General features: G+C 71.4%; 13 protein-coding genes. 8 read left to right on the forward strand and 5 right to left on the reverse strand.

Annotated features, from left to right (window positions below):
* Positions 1-160: 160 nt before the first annotated feature.
* Positions 161-1684 (reverse strand): CBM96 family carbohydrate-binding protein, encoded by a 1524-nt coding sequence (locus tag NAG42_RS38995; RefSeq protein WP_250037440.1) that lies wholly within the window; start codon positions 1682-1684, stop codon positions 161-163.
* A 244-nt stretch (positions 1685-1928) separates the two neighbouring features.
* On the opposite strand from NAG42_RS38995, the gene NAG42_RS39000 reads away from it, so the two are divergent.
* On the forward strand, positions 1929-3107 hold the full coding sequence (locus NAG42_RS39000) for a dipeptidase (RefSeq protein WP_250037441.1): 1179 nt from the start codon (positions 1929-1931) through the stop codon (positions 3105-3107).
* A gap of 260 nt (positions 3108-3367) precedes the next feature.
* On the opposite strand, the gene NAG42_RS39005 is transcribed toward NAG42_RS39000, so the two are convergent.
* Positions 3368-4117 (reverse strand): response regulator, encoded by a 750-nt coding sequence (locus NAG42_RS39005; RefSeq protein WP_250037529.1) that lies wholly within the window; start codon positions 4115-4117, stop codon positions 3368-3370.
* A gap of 41 nt (positions 4118-4158) precedes the next feature.
* Positions 4159-5436, reverse strand: a complete 1278-nt coding sequence (locus NAG42_RS39010) for a sensor histidine kinase (protein WP_250037442.1) — start codon at positions 5434-5436, stop codon at positions 4159-4161.
* Positions 5437-5566: 130 nt separating this feature from the next.
* On the opposite strand from NAG42_RS39010, the gene NAG42_RS39015 reads away from it, so the two are divergent.
* The 4 genes from NAG42_RS39015 to NAG42_RS39030 all read left to right on the forward strand — a co-directional run bounded on the left by NAG42_RS39015 (position 5567) and on the right by NAG42_RS39030 (position 9657).
* On the forward strand, positions 5567-6466 hold the full coding sequence (locus tag NAG42_RS39015; protein ID WP_250037443.1) for an ABC transporter ATP-binding protein: 900 nt from the start codon (positions 5567-5569) through the stop codon (positions 6464-6466).
* The gene (locus NAG42_RS39020) at positions 6463-7251 is read left to right on the forward strand and encodes an ABC transporter permease (RefSeq protein WP_250037444.1); all 789 of its coding nucleotides are present in this window, start codon (positions 6463-6465) and stop codon (positions 7249-7251) included. Before NAG42_RS39015 ends, NAG42_RS39020 begins: the two co-directional genes overlap by 4 nt.
* 63 nt (positions 7252-7314) lie before the next feature.
* Entirely contained in the window at positions 7315-7581 is a 267-nt protein-coding gene (locus NAG42_RS39025; protein WP_250037445.1) for a hypothetical protein, read from the forward strand.
* Between the two features lie 39 nt (positions 7582-7620).
* Entirely contained in the window at positions 7621-9657 is a 2037-nt protein-coding gene (locus NAG42_RS39030) for a M6 family metallopeptidase (protein ID WP_250037446.1), read from the forward strand.
* On the opposite strand, the gene NAG42_RS39035 is transcribed toward NAG42_RS39030, so the two are convergent.
* Entirely contained in the window at positions 9639-10334 is a 696-nt protein-coding gene (locus tag NAG42_RS39035) for a cyclase family protein (protein ID WP_250037447.1), read from the reverse strand. The two genes, NAG42_RS39030 and NAG42_RS39035, sit on opposite strands and share 19 nt — an antisense overlap.
* 55 nt (positions 10335-10389) lie before the next feature.
* On the opposite strand from NAG42_RS39035, the gene NAG42_RS39040 reads away from it, so the two are divergent.
* From NAG42_RS39040 to NAG42_RS44655, 3 genes are all read left to right on the forward strand, one after another.
* Positions 10390-11055: a MerR family transcriptional regulator gene (locus NAG42_RS39040; protein WP_250037448.1), complete on the forward strand. Its 666-nt coding sequence runs from the start codon at positions 10390-10392 to the stop codon at positions 11053-11055.
* Positions 11052-13544 carry a VIT domain-containing protein gene (locus NAG42_RS39045; RefSeq protein WP_250037449.1) on the forward strand — a complete coding sequence of 831 codons (2493 nt, stop codon included), beginning with the start codon at positions 11052-11054 and terminating at the stop codon, positions 13542-13544. Before NAG42_RS39040 ends, NAG42_RS39045 begins: the two co-directional genes overlap by 4 nt.
* A 308-nt stretch (positions 13545-13852) precedes the next feature.
* Entirely contained in the window at positions 13853-14869 is a 1017-nt protein-coding gene (locus NAG42_RS44655; protein ID WP_308201246.1) for a ricin-type beta-trefoil lectin domain protein, read from the forward strand.
* 182 nt (positions 14870-15051) lie between these two features.
* Here NAG42_RS44655 and NAG42_RS39060 read toward each other — a convergent pair whose 3' ends face one another.
* Complete coding sequence (locus tag NAG42_RS39060; RefSeq protein WP_250037452.1) at positions 15052-16929, reverse strand: FAD-binding dehydrogenase; 1878 nt, start codon at positions 16927-16929, stop codon at positions 15052-15054.
* Between the last annotated feature and the right edge of the window lies 1 nt (position 16930).

The following is a 16930-nucleotide window of genomic DNA, read 5'->3' on the forward strand; positions in this document are numbered from 1 at the left end:
GCTCGGGTCGGGCGCCACCCGTCAACGATAGGGAAATCGGAGCGGTCCGAGAGCCCAACGCAGATGATCATGAGGTGTCACGAGCCCCGGCGGTGATCGTCGGAAACGCGTGCCACTCCGGTTCAGCCCGGCTTGGCCTTCTCAGCTCAGCTTGACCTTCTCAGCTCAGCTTGACCTTGAAGATCGGGTCGGCCGCGAGCTTCTTGAAGGCGGCGAGCGCCGTGGTGGTGCTGTTGATGCTGATGTCGCGGTCGCCCTCGTCGTCGTGCTTGGTGTCGAAGTACACGATCGCCTTGATCGCGGAGCGCTTGGCCAGCTCGGGCAGCACGCTGTTGTAGACCGGCGCCTTGTCGGCGATCTTGCCGACGCGGTGGTAGGCGCCCCACTCGGCGACCATGATCGGCTTGGCGGCGTGCTTCGTGACGGCCCAGTCGTACCAGTTGGTGCCGCCGCCGGTCGGCGCGCGGTCGAGCAGGTCGTTGAACTTGCCGTAGTGGTAGTAGCCGGGCTCGGCGCTCACGTAGGAGTCGAGGCCCATCCAGTCGACGACGTCGTCACCCGGGTAGAGGTCCTTCCACCAGCTCTGCGCCATCCACTTCTCGTTGCCCATGTAGGCCATGACGTTGACGACATTGGTGACGCCCTGGGCCTTCAGGCGCAGGATCGTGTGGCGGTACATGGCGGCGAAGTCCTTGGCCTCGAAACCGGAGCCGGCCTTGGCCACGACGTCGTTCTCGGGCTCGTGGTTGAGGACGAGGAAGAACTTCTTGCCGTACGCCTTGGCCCGCGCGGCGAAGGCGTCGATGCGCTTGTCCTGCTGCCCCTGGGCGACCTTGGCCCACGACGAGCCGTAGGCGATCTTCCAGTTGGTCAGCAGCACGCGGGGGTTGGCCGTCTCGGCGGTCATCGCGATCTCGGACTTGGTCGGGAAGATCTCGTCGCCCTTGTGGTACGTGTGGAAGATCGTCGAGGTGCGGCCGCTGAGCTTCTCCCAGTCGCGCAGGGCCTGGTCGCGCGGAGCGTCGGTGAAGCCACCGGCCGCGGCACCCCAGAGCACGCCGCAGGAGGGCACAAGCTTCGCATCGGTCACACAGTTGCCGTTGCTGACCGGCGCCGACGGCACCGGCGGCGACACGTCGCCCTGCGTGGTGACTTCGAGGACCGGGGCGCCGGTCGTGGCCTCAGCCGAGTTGAAGCGCACCGCCGCACCCGTCGAGGACAGGGCGAAGGCGTACGTGCCGGGGCCCTTGACGACCTTGCCGAGGTCGACGCTGAGCGTCGCACCGGGAACGGCCGACATCAGCACCGAGCCCAGAGCCGGGGCGTTGGCCGCGGTCAGCTTGCCCTCGGTCCAGGTGGTGCTGGCGACCTGGCGGACGGCGACCGTGCTGGGCGTCGAGGCCTGCGTGGTCAGGGTGAGGCGCGCGCCGGCGACCTTGGTGCCCGCGGGGACGGCGAACTTGAGGAACGAGGTCTTGGCCTCCTTGCCGGCCACGCCCGCCACCAGCTTGGTCTCGGCGCCGAAGACGACGCCGGTGCGAGCGCTCGAGACGTACGCGTCGTCGCCGGCCCTGATCTTGAGGGTCGCCGTCGCGGCATCGGCCGGGCTCGCGGCGGTGACGCCGGCGGCACCCGCGAGGACCGCGGTCAGAACCGAGTACTTCTTCAGCTTCGAACGACGCACTTGTGAACTCCCCCGCTCAGTCCGGCCGTTGTCAGCCGGGCATGGGAAAGAGATTGCGGGGCGTTCGGTGCGCGGCAAGTGCCCGCGGCGGTGCGGTCAGGTTGCGGGTGCCGTTTTCCTCAAGTCCGGCTTTTCCGTGCTCGCAGCTCGCGTTTCGGTGGGTGCGGCGGGCTTTCGCCGGACGCGGCTCGCATTTCGCCGGATGCAGCTTGCTTTCGCCGGGTGCGGCGGGTAGCCAGACAGGATGGAACTGATCATCGACGGGCACAACGACCTGCCCATGCAGCTGCGGGGGCGCTCCGGATATCGCGTGGACGGGCTCGACAGGCCGCGCCCCGACCTGCAGACCGACATCCCACGGTTGCGGGCGGGCGGGGTCGGCGGGCAGTTCTGGTCGGTCTACGTGCCGGGCGACCTGAGCGAACCCGAGGCCGTGGTGGCGACGATGGAGCAGATCGACGCGGTCTACCGGATGGTCGCGGCCTATCCCGACGACTTCGCGATCGCCTGCGGCGCGGACGACGTCGAGCGGGCGATCGCGGCCGGCAAGATCGCCTCCCTGATCGGGATCGAGGGCGGTCACAGCCTGGCCACCTCGCTGGGCGTGCTGCGGGCCTTCGCGCGTCTCGGCGTCCGCTACGTCACGCTGACCCACAACGAGAACACCTCGTGGGCCGACTCCGCCGTGCGCGAATCCCAGGTCGGTGGCCTCAACGACGAAGGACGAGCCGTCGTACGCGAGATGCAGCGCATCGGCGTGCTGGTGGACCTCTCGCACGTGGCGCCGGTGACGATGCACGCCGCCCTCGACACGGCGTTCGCGCCGGTCATCTTCAGTCATTCGAGCGCCCGGGCGCTGCACGACCACCCGCGCAACGTGCCGGACGACGTGCTGGCCCGGCTGCGCGACAACGGCGGGGTCATCCAGCTGACCTTCGTCGCCCCGTTCCTCTCGGCGGAATACCGGGCGTGGTCGGCCGCCGCCGACGCGGAATGGCAGCGGCTGGGCCCGCCGGCCCGGCCGGCCGAGTGGCCGCGAGCGCCGCGCCCCGGTGAGGACCCGGCCACCCTGCCGGACTGGCCGGGCCCGGACCGGATCGTCGAGCCGGCCTACGCGTCGTGGCTGGCGGCCCACCCGAAGCCGCCGGTGACGGTGGCCCAGCTCGCCGATCACGTGGAACACGCCCGCGACACGGCGGGCATCGACCACGTGGGGCTGGGCGGCGACTACGACGGCACGACCGAACTGCCGGAGGGGATGGGTGACGTGTCGGGCTACCCGCTGCTGCTGACCGAACTGTCGGGCCGCGGCTGGTCGCCGGAGGACCTGGGCAAGCTGGCCGGCGGCAACATCCTGCGGGTCCTGCGCGAGTCCGAACGCCTGGCCGAGGAGCCGCTCTGGCCCCTCACCCCGGCGCGCTGACCAAGCGGCGGCCACCCCACCCCCGCACCCGCCACATCCCGGCCCGCTGCCACCCGACCCGCCGCATCCCGGCTCGGTGCCGCCGGACCCGCTGGATTCCCACCCGGTGCCGCCGGGCCGCTGCGTTCCGGCTCGGTACCACCGGACCCGCTGCGTTCCGGCTCGGTACCACCGGACCCGCTGCGTTCCGGCTCGGTACCACCGGACCCGCTGCGATCCGGCCCGGTGTGACCGGCGGCGATGGTGGCGCTTGCCCGGCCCTAGGCCAGACCGGCGTCGTGGACGAGGATCGCGACCTGCACGCGGTTGTTGAGCTCCAGCTTGACGAGCAGGCGGGACACGTGAGCCTTGACCGTGGCCACCGACATGTGCAGCTCGGTGGCGATATCGGCGTTGGACCTGCCCTGGGCGAGCGCGAGCGCCACCTGGCGTTCGCGCTCGCTCAGCCGGCCGATCTGGTCTGCGGCGCGGCCCCGGGAGGGCGGGCCCGGCGCGGCCACGTGCGCGATCAACTGGCGGGTCACCGTGGGCGACAGCATCGCCTCGCCGGCGGCCACCCGCCGCACCGCCCGCAGGATCTCGGCCGGCGGGGTGTCCTTGAGCAGGAACCCGCTGGCCCCGGCGCGCAGGGCACGCAGCACATACTCATCCGCGTCGAACGTGGTCAGCACGATCACCTCGGGAGCGCCGGCCCGTCCACGCAGCGTCTCGGTGGCAGACAGCCCGTCGATGCGCGGCATGCGGATGTCCATCAGCACGACGTCGGGCCGGCATCGCGACACCGCCCCGGGCACGTCGGCCCCATCGGCTGCCTCCCCGACAACGGCCACGTCGGGCGCCGCCGACAGGATCATGCTCAACCCGGCCCGCACGAGCGCGTCGTCATCCACCACCAGCACCCGCACCGGCCCACTCCCACTGCCGCTCGTGCCACCAGTCGCGCCACCGCTCACGCTGCCAGTCGCGCCACTGCTCCCACCGCCAGTCGCGCTACTGCTAACACCGCTCATCGCGCTGCCGGTCGTGCTGGCGCTCGGCCGGACGGAGTCGCTCACGCGGCCGCCGTCTCGCGCGCGGCGGTGGCGGTGGAGCCGGCCCCCTCGGGCCAGGGCAGCCACGCGGTCAGCGCGAAATCGTTCTGCGGGGTGCGGCCGTGGCTCAGGCGGCCGCCGGCCAGCAGGGCCCGCTCGGTCAGCCCGATCAGGCCGGTGCCGGTGCCGGGGATCGCGCCGGGCGAACCACCGACCGGCCACGGGTTGCGGACTTCGATCACCAGGCCGTCACCGGCCACCCCGGCCACGGTGACCCGCACCGCCGTGCCCGGAGCGTGCTTACGGGCGTTGGTCAAACCCTCCTGCACGATGCGGTAGGCCGTGCGGCCGGCGCCGGCGGGCACGGCGTCCGGCTCGATGCCGACGTCGAGGCTGACCTTCACGCCCGCCGAGCGCGACTCGTCGGCCAGCGCGGGCAGCGCACCCAGCGTCGGCTGCGGCGGCTCGGGGGCGTCGTCGGACCGGTCGGTGCGCAGCACCCCGATGACCTCGCGCAGATCCTGCAGGGCCTGGTGAGCACTGGCCCGGATGACCGTGGCGGCTTTGGTCACCTCATCGGGCGTGGCATGCGGCTTGATCTCGAGCGCGCCCGCGTGCAGGCTCAGCAACGAGATGCGGTGGGCCAGCACGTCGTGCATCTCGCGGGCGATGCGGGTGCGCTCGACCGACCGGGCCTGCGCGACCCGCAGCTGCTGCTCGGACTCCGCCCGCTCGGCCCGGTCGCGCAGCGAGAGCACAAGCTGCCGCCGGGAGCGGATCACCATGCCCCACAGGCAGACGATGATGATGAATGCCGATCCCCAGCCCACTGTCTCGGCGTAATGCCGCCCGTCCTCGGGACGCAACAGCGGAAAGATCGCGTTGGTCACGAAGGCGGCCCCCGCGAAGACGGCCAGGATGCCGAATCGGCGGTGCACGGCGACGGTGAACAGCACGATCAGGCAGGCCGGCCCGGCGGCGACGGTGAAGAACGAGGCACCGGCGCAGAAGACGGCGAGCGGAATCAGCAGCCGCCCCCGGCGAAACCACAGCCCGATGCCGACGATCGTGCCGACGGCGAGGTCGAGCCAAGCAAGCCAGGCGGAGGTGGAGGACCACTCGGGCACGAAAGAGAACTCGTCGCTGAGCAGGTCGTAGGTCACGAGCACCACGAAGCCGTAACCGATCACGAAGCACAGCGCATCGATGATCCAGTCGCGTGTGCTGCGCCGGGTGGGCGCCTGCGTCTCGAACGCCGCCGGCAGCAACCAGCGGTATTCGGGCTTCACCGTTCTCACGCTGCCGACTCTACGGCCGGTCGGCGAGGCCGGATACCTACCAAAGTCGGTGGTCGGGCCCGACCAAGGTTCTCCTCGGCCGACCTCCGGCCGACGCGTCCCAGCGGCCGCCGCCCGCACGCTGAGAAGCATGATCACGGTCGAACGACTCACGAAGAAGTACGGCGGCCACCCCGCGGTCGACAACGTGTCCTTCACCTGCGAGCCCGGCACGGTGACCGGGTTCCTCGGCCCCAATGGTGCCGGCAAGTCGACCACCATGCGCATGATCTGTGGGTTGACCCCACCCACCGCGGGCTCGGCGACGGTCGGCGGCACTCCCTACCGCCGGCTCGGCAACCCGGGCCGCCACGTCGGCGTGCTCCTCGACGCCTCGGCTCAGCACGCCGGACGTACGGGCCGGGAAGTGCTCGCCCTCGCCGCGCTCACCATGGGCGTCGACAAGCGTGAGGTGCCCGGCGCTCTCGACCGGGTGGGGCTGAACGCGACTGCGGGCAAGCGCCGCGTCCGCGCGTACTCCCTGGGCATGCGGCAGCGGCTGGGCCTGGCCCTCGCGTTGCTCGGCGACCCCGCCGTGCTGATCCTGGACGAGCCGGCCAACGGCCTCGACCCGGAGGGCATCTATTGGATGCGCGGCCTGCTGCGGGATTTCGCCGACCGGGGCGGCACCGTCCTGCTCTCCTCCCATCTGCTGCGCGAGGTCGAGGCGGTCGCCGACCGGTTGGTGGTGATCGGCGCCGGGAAGGTCGTCGCGCAGGGCGACAAGGCCGAACTGCTCGCCCAGAGCGGAACCCTGGTGCGGGCGGCCGACCCCGCCGCGCTGGCCATGGTGCTCGACCGCGCGGGCCTGACCGGGACGAAGACGACCGACGGGGGCGTCGTGGTCCCGACCGGGTCCGAGGTGATCGGGCGCGCCGCCGCCGACGCCGGACTCGTCCTGCTCGAGCTGCGACCGGCCGGGTCCGGCGGCCTCGAGCAGATGTTCCTCACCCTGACCGCCGGCGATTCCGTCAAGGAGGCCGTCCGATGACCGCCGTTCTGCAAAACACCCAGACCCCTTCCGTACGCGGGGAGAGCGGCCGGGCCGTGCCGCTGGGCCGGCTGACGCTGGTCGAGCTGCGCAAGCTCGCCGACACCCGGGCCGGGCTGTGGCTGCTGATCGTCATCGGCTTTGCCACGGTGGGCACCTCGGCCATCCTGCTGGGCTGGGCGCCCGACAACGAGCTGACGTTCGGCGAGTTCTTCGCCTTCGGTCTGCTGCCCTCCTCGGTCCTGCTGCCCGTGCTGGGCATCCTGTCGATGACCGCCGAGTGGTCACAGCGCACCGCGCTCACGACCTTCACCCTGGTGCCGGCGCGGGAACGGGTGATCGGCGCCAAGCTGATCGCCGGGGTCCTCATCGCGGCCGCCTCGACCGCGGCGACGATCGTGCTGGCCGCCGCGGCCAACCTGCTCGGCCGCGCGCTCGGCGGTGACGGCGGGTGGAGTGTCTCCGGTTCGCTGATCTGGCAGGGTCTGCTGTTGCAGGTGATCTTTGTGCTCATGGGTCTGGCCTTCGGCGCGTTGCTGATGAGCTCGCCGGTCGCGATCGTCGCGTATTTCGCCCTGCCGATCGTCTGGAGCATCCTCGGCGAGACGATCCGCGCGTTGCGGACCGCGGCCGGCTGGCTGGACATCAACGTCACGACGGCTCCGCTCTCCGAGCCGGACATGACCGGCGGCGAATACGCCCGGCTCGGCGTGACGGCCGCGGTCTGGGTGTTGCTGCCCCTGGCCCTCGGCGTCTGGCGCATGCTCCGGCGCGAGGTCTCGTAGCCAGTTCGCCCAGGACCTTTCAGCGCGTTGGCGGCCGGCCGGGAGCGGGGTAGCGTCGGGCTCATGCCCATCGGTGCTCAGCCGCCCGGCCGGCGTGGCACGGTCGAGGAGCCTTACAGCCCGCTCAACCTGCGACTGATCCTGGCCGCGTTCGGGTTCGTGGTCTGCATCGTCCTGGCGATCGTGCTTTTCCGCACGGGCTGGCCCGTGCCGGGTTGGCTGTTGCTCGCCTGGGCCGCGGTCGCCCTCATCGACATCGTCGTGGTGCAACTGCGCCGCCGGGCCCGCCGCCGCGCCGAGGGTGGACGCGACCACTCGCTCTTCGAATAGGCGCATGACCGCTGCTCCCTGCTAGTAGCGTGCCGAATCATGAGCCGCGCCCGATTTGCAGCCTTTGTGGTGATCGTTCTTCTTGTCGGCGTGCCCGTGCCGGCTCGGGCGCACGAGGCGGGCGCGGCCTCCGACGTACGGGAAATGACCCGGACCCGTCTCACCCTCGACGAGCCGCAGGCAAGGCGGCCGCCCGGCCGGGTGGCGGCCAAGCCGACGCCTCCAGTGGGGACGGTGCGGGAGTGGCTCGGGCTCGACGACACGACGGGCAAGCTCTATCCCAAGAAGTACACATTGAGGGCGGTCGGCCGGCACATCGAGGTCTGGGTGGCTGAGGACATCGCCTTTCCGGCCACGGACTGCCGCACGAACTCCGTCGAGGTCACCGACGCCGACGTCGCGTCGCTGGTCAATGAATTCGACCGGACCATCTATCCGAAGGAGACAGCGACCTTCAGCCCGCCGCCCGATCGGGACGGCACCGGGGCGACGAAGGAAGGCGACTTCACCGGGGACGGCGACAAGACGGTGACACTGGTCGACAACATCCGCGACGAGAACTACTTCACCTTTCCGAAGGCCGTCACCTACATCGCGGGGTTCTTCTCCCGGCAGCTCACCGAACTGCTCGACCGCAACGTGGTGACCATCGACGCCTACGACTGGAAGCACCGGCTCGGGGCGGAGCCGGCCGACGACCCGACGGATGACCTCTGCACCAGCCGGCCCGCGCGCCCGCGGATGTACGAGGCGACCTTCGCCCACGAGTGGCAGCACCTGCTCGAGTACTACGCCGACCCGGCCGAGGCGACCTGGCTCGGCGAAGGGCTGGCCGATTTCGCGTCGACGCTGGCCGGGTATGCGGACCCGCGCGCGACGGTGGACGAGCCGGGCAACGACACGCACCTGATGTGCTTCCAGGGATTCGGCATCCGGAAGACGAAATACAACGCCAATCCGCGCGACTGCGGCGGGCCGGAGAACTCGCTGAACGAGTGGGACGAGGGCACGCCGAGCGAGGTGCTCGCCGATTACGGCAACGCCTATCAGTTCGTGCTTTACCTGCGCGACCGGTTCGGCATGGACGTCGTGTCGATGCTGCACCGCGACGGTCTGCGCCAAGGGCTGGCCGCGGTGCAGGCCGCCCTGCCGACCGGGGTGGCCCTCTACGACGTACTGCACGAATTCCAGCTGATGACGCTCGTCGACAGCGTGGTCGGCGAACCGGGCGGGACCGTCTCGGGGGCGCCGGCCGCCGGCGTGACGGCGGCGAGCCTGCGCTCGTCGGTCAACCTGGCCAACAAGTCGGCCTACGCCCGGCCCGGCGTCGCACCGAACGGGGCGGATTACGTACCACTGCCGACGCCGCTCTCGTCGGTGAGCTTCAAGGGCGCCACGCACCTGGATCCGCTGCCCACGGGCTGGACAATCGCCGGCGACACGCTCTTCTCCGGGAACCGCGACAACGTCGATGCCTACGCCGTCCGGCGGGTCACCATCCCGGCCGGCGAGCCGGTGCTGTCGCTGGAGACCTCGTACGCCACCGAGGAGCGCAACGATTTCGCCTACGTCACCATCTCGATCGACGGCGGGCGGACATTTCACTCGGTGACCGGGGACCGGACGGTGCCCGGACCGCTGGGCCCCGGCCTCACCGGCGCCAGCAATGGCGTGGTGACGGCCCGATATCCCCTCAAGCTGTATGCCGGGAAGGCCGTGCTGCTGGGGCTGCGATACGTCACCGACGCGGCCGTGTCGAAGGGCGGCTGGCGCATCGGCACGATCGGCCTGGCCGGGCGCACCCTGAGCCGGGGCACCACGCTGACCGGCTGGAAGTCGCCCACCGAGCTCATCCGGACCCCGGTGCACAACTGGCACGTCCGGCTGGTCGGCCTGCGCGACCGGCACGCCGAGATCGTCACGCTGTCGCAGGCCGCGCGGCTGGCCGGATACCCCCAGGTCGTGGCGGTCATCTCGCACGACGCGCCCACTGAGACGGAGACGCGCTACGCCCCCTATCGTCTGACGGCCAACGGCCGCCTCCAGCCCGGCGGAGCTCACGGCAGCAAGCCATAGATCAGGGCCGGGGAGCCGGAGCCGGCGCGGTTGATCTGACCGCCGCAGAGGATGTGGGCGCCGGTCTCGGGCAGGGCCTCGAGGTTGGCGAGTATCTCGAGGCTGATCCGGTGCCGCTGATAGATGAGGTGCGACACCGTGAAGGTGGCGTCGGCACCGACGTCGAGACTGAAGGCGTCGGTGCCCGTGCCGCCGCGCCGGCCGATGCGACCCGTGTCGAGCAGCCAGCGAGCCGTCTCGACGGCGAAGCCGGGATGATGTGGCACACCGTCGGCGTCCGCGTTGGTGAACTCGGCCGTGCCCCACTTGGCGTCCCAGCCGGTCCAGATGATCACCATGGACTCGTCGGCGATGCGCCCGTGCACCCGCTCCCACCGCTCGACGTCGGCGACCGTGACGGCATAGTCGGGATCGCGCGCGCACTGCTCCCGTACGTCGATCTTCACTGCCGGCAGATGCAGGTCGGCCAGGTCGAGCTCGTCGGCCAGCGGCTCGCCCGCGTTGAAGTGGCCGGGTGCTCCCCAATGCGTGCCGGTGTGCTCGCCCTGACGCACGAGACGCAGGTAGTAGCCGTCTTTCTCGATTGTGGCGACCGTCTCGAGGCGCAGCGGCGGATCGCCCGGATAGACATTCGCGGTCGCGGGATCGTTCACGTGGGACAGGCCGATCAGTCGCATGCCGGCCACCCTAGCTCATTGACAGTGTCATGGTGACAGTGTCAAAGTAGTCGGCATGTGGACGCTGGACGAGTTGGTGGAGCGGGTGCGCGAGGCCCTGGAGGCCGAGTATCCCGGCGCGCCCAACGGACGCGTCCGCGACCTGCCCGATCGCCGCGCCATCCGGTGGTATTCGTCGATCGGCCTGGTCGACAAGCCGCTCGGGATGCGCGGCCGTTCCGCCCTCTACGGCCCTCGTCACCTGCAACAGCTGGTCGCGATCAAGCGCCGTCAGGCCGAGGGGCAGACGCTGGCCGCCATCCAGAGCGAGCTGACGGGGCTCTCCCCCGACGCGCTCACCGACATCGCCCACGTGCCGGCCCGCCTGCTCATCGAGGTGGCCGACGACCTCTCTCACGGACCCCATCGGCCACGTTTCTGGGCCGACCAGCCGGCTCCCGCAAGCCCTGCGCCACCGAATTCTCCGCCACCCAGCCCGCCACCCAGCCCCCCGCCACCCAGCACTCCGCCGCCGAGCCCTCCGCTGCCCGATGTCCTCCGTGCCCCGGCCCAGCAGTTCACCGGGCTCGCCCTCGGCGGCGGTGTGCTGCTGCTCGTTCCCCATGCCCTGTCCGAGGGCGACCTCGACGCCGTCACCGAGGCCGCCGCACCTCTGCTCGACCTGCTCACCGCCCGAGGCCTGACCCTTGCCGAAGGCTTGATCGATGGGAGTCCGTCATGACCGTCTCCGTCACCCCCATGAGCCCGGGGGAGATCAGCCGCATCAAGGTCCTGCCCGACGCGGGCTTCGGGATGCTGCGCACCGACCGGGGCGCGCTGCCGCTCGACCGCCTCGACGTGCGCGCCCGCATCAGCGGCCTGACCGCGCGCACAGTGCTCCGGACCGAGTTCGTCAACGTGCACGACGTCGCGCTCGAGGCGACCTACATCTTCCCGCTGCCCGACCGCGCCGCGGTCACCGGCATGACGATGACGGCCGACGACCGCACGGTCACGGCTGAGCTGCAGGAGCGCGGGCAGGCCCGCGAGACCTACGACCGGGCTGTCGCGGCCGGCCGGCGCGCGTCGATCGCCGAGGAGGAGCGGCCCGACGTCTTCACGATGCAGGTCGGCAACGTCCTGCCCGGCGAGCGCGTCACCATCGAGCTGAGCCTGGTCGGGCCGCTGCCGTTCGAGGACGGCGAGGCGACGTTCCGGTTCCCGCTGGTCGTGGCGCCTCGTTACATCCCCGGCACGCCCCTGTCCGGGCCGGCGGTCGGCGACGGCTGGACGCCCGACACCGACGCCGTTCCCGACGCCTCGCGCATCACCCCGCCGGTGCTGCTGCCCGGCTTCCCCAACCCGCTGCGGCTGGGCATCACCGTCGAGATCGACCCGGCCGGCCTCAAGCTCGGCGAGGTGCGATCCAGCTTGCACACGGTCACCGACCAGGATGGTGTGCTGACCATCGGCGCCGACGAGCGGGCGAACCGCGACTTCATCCTCCGCCTGCCTTACGCGGGTGGCGGCCAGACAGCCATCGCCGTGCCCGACGAGACCGGCGGCGTCTACCAGCTGGTCGTGCTCCCGCCCGCCGACGCCGCGACTCCCCGCCCCAAGGATGTCGTCCTCCTGCTCGACCGCTCGGGCAGCATGGGCGGCTGGAAGATGGTGGCCGCCCGCCGGGCCGCCGCCCGGGTCGTCGACACGCTGACCGCCGCCGACCGCTTCGCCGTGCTCACCTTCGACCACCAGGTCGACCGGCCCGACGACCTGCCCTCGGGCCTGGCCGAGGCGACCGACCGCCACCGTTTCCGCGCGGTGGAGCATCTAGCCAAGGCGACCGCCCGCGGCGGCACCGAGCTGCTCAGCCCGCTTTCCGAGGGGCTCGGGCTGCTGCGGGCGAGCGAGGGCCGCGACCGCGTTCTCGTGCTGGTCACCGACGGTCAGGTCGGTAACGAGGATCAGATCGTCCACGACATCACGCCGCTCATCGGCACGACCCGCATCCACACCATCGGCATCGACCGCGCGGTCAACGCGGGCTTCCTGGGCCGGCTGGCCGCGCTCGGCGCCGGCCGGGCCGAGCTGGTCGAGAGTGAGGACCGTCTTGACGAGGCGATGGAGCACATCCACCGCCGCATCGGGGCGCCTGTCGTCACCGACCTGCGGGTCACCGCCACGGGTCTGCAGCTCGTCGACGACGAGCGCACACCGGCCCGGCTTCCCGGGCTCTATCCCGGGGTGCCGCTGGTGGTCAGCGGTCGCTACACCGGTCAGCCGGCCGGCGAGTTCGTCGTCACCGGCCGGACCCGCGACGACCGCGAGTTCCGCGCGACGGTCGCGGTCCAGCAGCGCACCGAGCCGGCCGTCGCGGCCCAGTGGGCGCGGGCGCGGCTGCGTGACCTCGAGGACGCGTACGCGGCGGGCGACCGCGGCCTCGAGCAGCGCATCGTGGCGACCTCTCTGCGCTACGGCGTGCTGTGTCGCTTCACCGCGTTCGTCGCGGTCGACAGCCGGGTCGTCAACGAGGGCGGCGAGACCCGACGCGTGACCCAGCCGGTCGAGCTGCCCGACGGCTGGGAAGCCCCCGGCGACGTCGCGCCCGCGATGATGCGACTGGCGGCCGCGTCGGCCCCGGCGCCGCCGGTCCCGCCCGCCCCCGGCCGTTTCGCGCCGACGTACACCCTCGAGTCGATCGCCGACCCCGGCGATGCCGGAAGCGGCATCCTCGGCAGCCCCGGTCCCAGCCCCAGCTCTGGTCCCAGCGCCGGCCCCGCCGGCTATGTCGCCCGCGGCGGTCGCGCCCGCACGCCGGGGTTCGCCGGCCCGCGGGCCGGAAAGGCCGTCGCTGCCTCGGGGGCTCCGTCGCTCGACGAGGTGCGCGCTTTGGCTGTCATCGAGGCCCAGCGCCTGCGGGACGCCACCGCCCAGCCCGAGTGGGAGCAGCGAGACCTCCTCGACGACCTGGCCAGCCGGCTCGACGTGCTCGTCGGTGCGATCACCGATCCCGAGTTCGCCCCGCTGCAAGATCTGGTGGCCAAGCTCCGGTCCGACACCTCCACCGCCGAGAAGTGGGCACTGGCCCTCAAGGTCCTGACCGACTTCGGCGGCAACGCCTCTTCGCCCTCCGGCCCCGGTTCCGCCGGCGACCGGCCCGCCGATCCGGGTTCCGCCGGCGACCCGCCCTCCGACCACAGCTCCGAGCGGAAGGCTTTCTGGAAACGCTGAGCAGAGGGAGCTGTGCGCGGCTCGGCACCCGCCCAGGGGCTGCCGAGCCACCCAGCCCGCCGGTCGGTGTCCGTGTCGCGCTCAGATGATCAAGAGGGTAGGTTCGGGCGACGTCATCGACTCTCCGCTTTGGAGCGAGCTGTGCCGTACGGTCAACTGTCGCCAAGACGACGGAAGCTGGTCGTTCCCTGCCCGATCGGCCACAACGGGCGGAAAGTCGGATGTTCAAGGAGCGGTGCGATCGCGATCTTCGCGGGTAAGTTTGGCGGCCGATCGTTTCTTGGTAGCTCGATGGCGGCGGGTGAAGCGTGACGGACGGTGACCACGACGACGAGCGGGATCCCCTACTCGTGCGGCCGTTCGTGCTGCGTGACGCCGGGACGCCCGACTCCGGGACGCTCGACGATGACGAATCGACCCAGACCTGGCCGGCGACGGCCACCCCGGGCAACCAGCCAGACAATTCCGACGCACCCACCGCGATCCTGCACCTGCCGTTCCGGCGCAAACACGCGGCCACGACCACCCCGGCCCGGAGCAACCGCCACCGGCGGATGGCCGTTCTGATCGGCACGGCCGCCGTCGTTGTGCTGGGCGCCGCGGCCGCCGGCTTTGCCGCGCTCCGTGACGACGTCCGCCCGACCGTCACCACCGGCCTGCCCGGTGGCCCCCTGCCCGCCGCGACCGCCCCGCTGAGCTCGAGCGCCGCCACATCACCGGTGCCCGGCACGGTGGCCCCGACCGGCGGTGGCCGCCCCGGCGCCGGCTCCGAAACCCGGACCAGTCCCGCGACCACCCCGGCCAGCGCCACCGCACCTTCGGCCACCAGCGGCGCCCCCAGCAGTCCGGCCGGCAGTCCGACGGCGGGCGAGCCGATCTCTCTCCTGCCCACCGCCACCGGCGGCACCGAGACCTCCCCCCGCGCGCCCGAGGGCGTCGCTCCCTTGCCGCCGACCAGCGACCGGGTCGGCGTGGTCCGCGGCCAGAACGGCCTCTGCCTCGACCTCAACGGCGCGGTCGCCGTGGACGGCAACCACGTCCAGGTCTTCGACTGCAACAACACGATCGCCCAGAGCTGGACCCTGGCTACCGACGGCACCCTGCGAGTCCAGGGCAAGTGCGCCTTGGCCGTCGGCGACAACTCCATCGAGATAGTCAGCTGCGACGGCCGCACCCCCGCCCAGTGGCGCATCTCGGGCCAGCTGCTCGTCAACGCCGCCACCAACACGTGCCTGACCGACCCTTCAGCCGGCCGCCGCTCCGGCACCGGCGTAACGGTCACCACCTGCTCCGGTTCAGCCAGCCAACGCTGGTCACTCCCCTAAGTCACCCACGATCCGGGTCAGCGCCCACGCGAGTCGGACCCGTGTGGGTCCGGGCGGATGAGAGGGCCGGCCGTTCCACAGCCCCGTGCCCGTGGGCCGACGCCCGTGGGCCGACGCCCGTGGGTCGACGCCCGTGGGTCGACGCCCGTGGGTGGATCAGAGAGTCTGGGTCCCGTGGTGGATCAGAGAGTCTGGGTCAGGTGGCGGCCTGCGGCACGGCCGGTGAAGAGACAGCTTCCCAGGAACGTGCCTTCCAGGGCGTTGTAGCCGTGTACGCCGCCGCCGCCGAAGCCGGCTACCTCGCCTGCGGCGTAGAGGCCGGGGATGGGGGTGCCGTCGGCCGCCAAGGCCCGGGAGTTCAGGTCGGTCTGGATGCCGCCCAAGGTCTTGCGGGTCAGGATGTGCAGCTTGATCCCGATCAGGGGGCCGGCGGCGGGATCCAGCAGGCGGTGCGGTGACGCGGTGCGGCCGATGCGGTCGCCCAGGTAGCGCCGGGAGTTGTGGATTCCCTGGATCTGGGCGTCCTTGGAGTAGGGGTGGCCGATCTGGCGGTCGCGGTATTCGATCTGGGTGCGGATGGTCGCGGCGTCCAGCAGGGGCTCGTCGGTCAGCTTGTTCATGCCGGTCACCAGGTCGTCCAGGGTGGACGCGACGACGAAGTCGGCGCCTTTGCGCTTGAACGCCTCGACCGGGGCCGGGGCACCTTTGCCGAAGATGCGCTCACGGAGGAACGCCTTCTTGTCGCTCGCGGTGATGTCGGGGTTCTGCTCCGAGCCGGAGAGCGCGAACTCCTTCTCGATGATCTTCTGGGTGAGGATGAACCAGGAGTGGTCGTAGCCGGCGATCTCCGGGGTTGTCCGCAGGTGACGCAGCGTGCTCATCGTGTCGTAACCGGGAAGGCAGGGCGCGGGCAGACGCCTACCCAGAGCGTCGAACCACATCGACGACGGCGCGGGCAGGATGCGGATGCCGTGGGCCGGCCAGATCGGGTTCCAGTTCTGGATGCCCTCGGTGTAGTGCCACATGCGGTCGCGGTTGACCAGCCGGGCCCCCGCGTCGGCCGAGATCTCCAGCATGCGCCCGTCGACGTAGGCGGGCACGCCGGTGATCATGCGTTCGGGCGCCGACCCGAGACGGTCGGGCCAGTACTTCCGTACGAGATCGTGGTTGCCCCCGATGCCGCCGGACGCCACGACGACCGCCTGCGCCGTCAGACTGAAATCGCCGACCGTCTCGCGGCTGGACGGTTCGCCACGGGCACCGTCCGACGGCTCGAGGACCTTTCCGCGTACGCCGGTGACGGCACCGTTCTCCACGATGAGCTCATCAACACGGTGCCGGTAGCGGAACGTCACGAGACCGCGCGCCGCCGCGTCCAGGATCGACCGCACGAAGGGCGCGACCACCCCGGTCCCGGTCCCCCAGGTGACATGGAAGCGCGGCACCGAGTTGCCGTGACCGTCGGCCCGCAGACTGCCCCGCTCGGCCCATCCCACAGTCGGCAGCCACGACATCCCCAGCGAGGACAGCCAGGCCCGCTTCTCCCCGGCGGCGAACTCGACATAGGCCCGAGCCCAGCGAACAGCCCACTCGTCCTCCCCCCGCCCCGCGAACGGCCGACTGGAGGTGGCGGCGGCGGAGGTCGCGGCGGCAGAGGTGGCGGCGGCGGAGGTCGCGGCGGCAGAGGTGGTGGTGGCGTCGGAGGTCGCGGCGGCAGAGGTGGCGGCGGCAGAGGTGGTGGTGGCGTCGGAGGTCGCGGCGGCAGTGATGGTGGCGGCGGAGGGAGCGGAGGGAGAGGTGGGCGCGGCGGTCAGGCGGTCGAAGGCGGCGCTGCCTTGCCAGTCGCTCCAGGCCAGGTCGACGGAGTCGGAGACGCGCATGCGGCGCTGTTCGGGGGTGTCGACGAGGAAGAGGCCGCCGAAGGACCAGAACGCCTGGCCGCCCAGGTTGGCGGCGTTCTCCTGGTCGACCAGGAGGACGTGCTTGCCGGCCGAGGTGAGCTCGTGGGCGGCGGCCAGACCTGCGAGGCCGGCACCGACGACGATGACGTCTGCGTCCATG

Source organism: Paractinoplanes maris, from assembly GCF_023544465.1.
GTDB classification, from domain to species: domain Bacteria; phylum Actinomycetota; class Actinomycetes; order Mycobacteriales; family Micromonosporaceae; genus Actinoplanes; species Actinoplanes maris.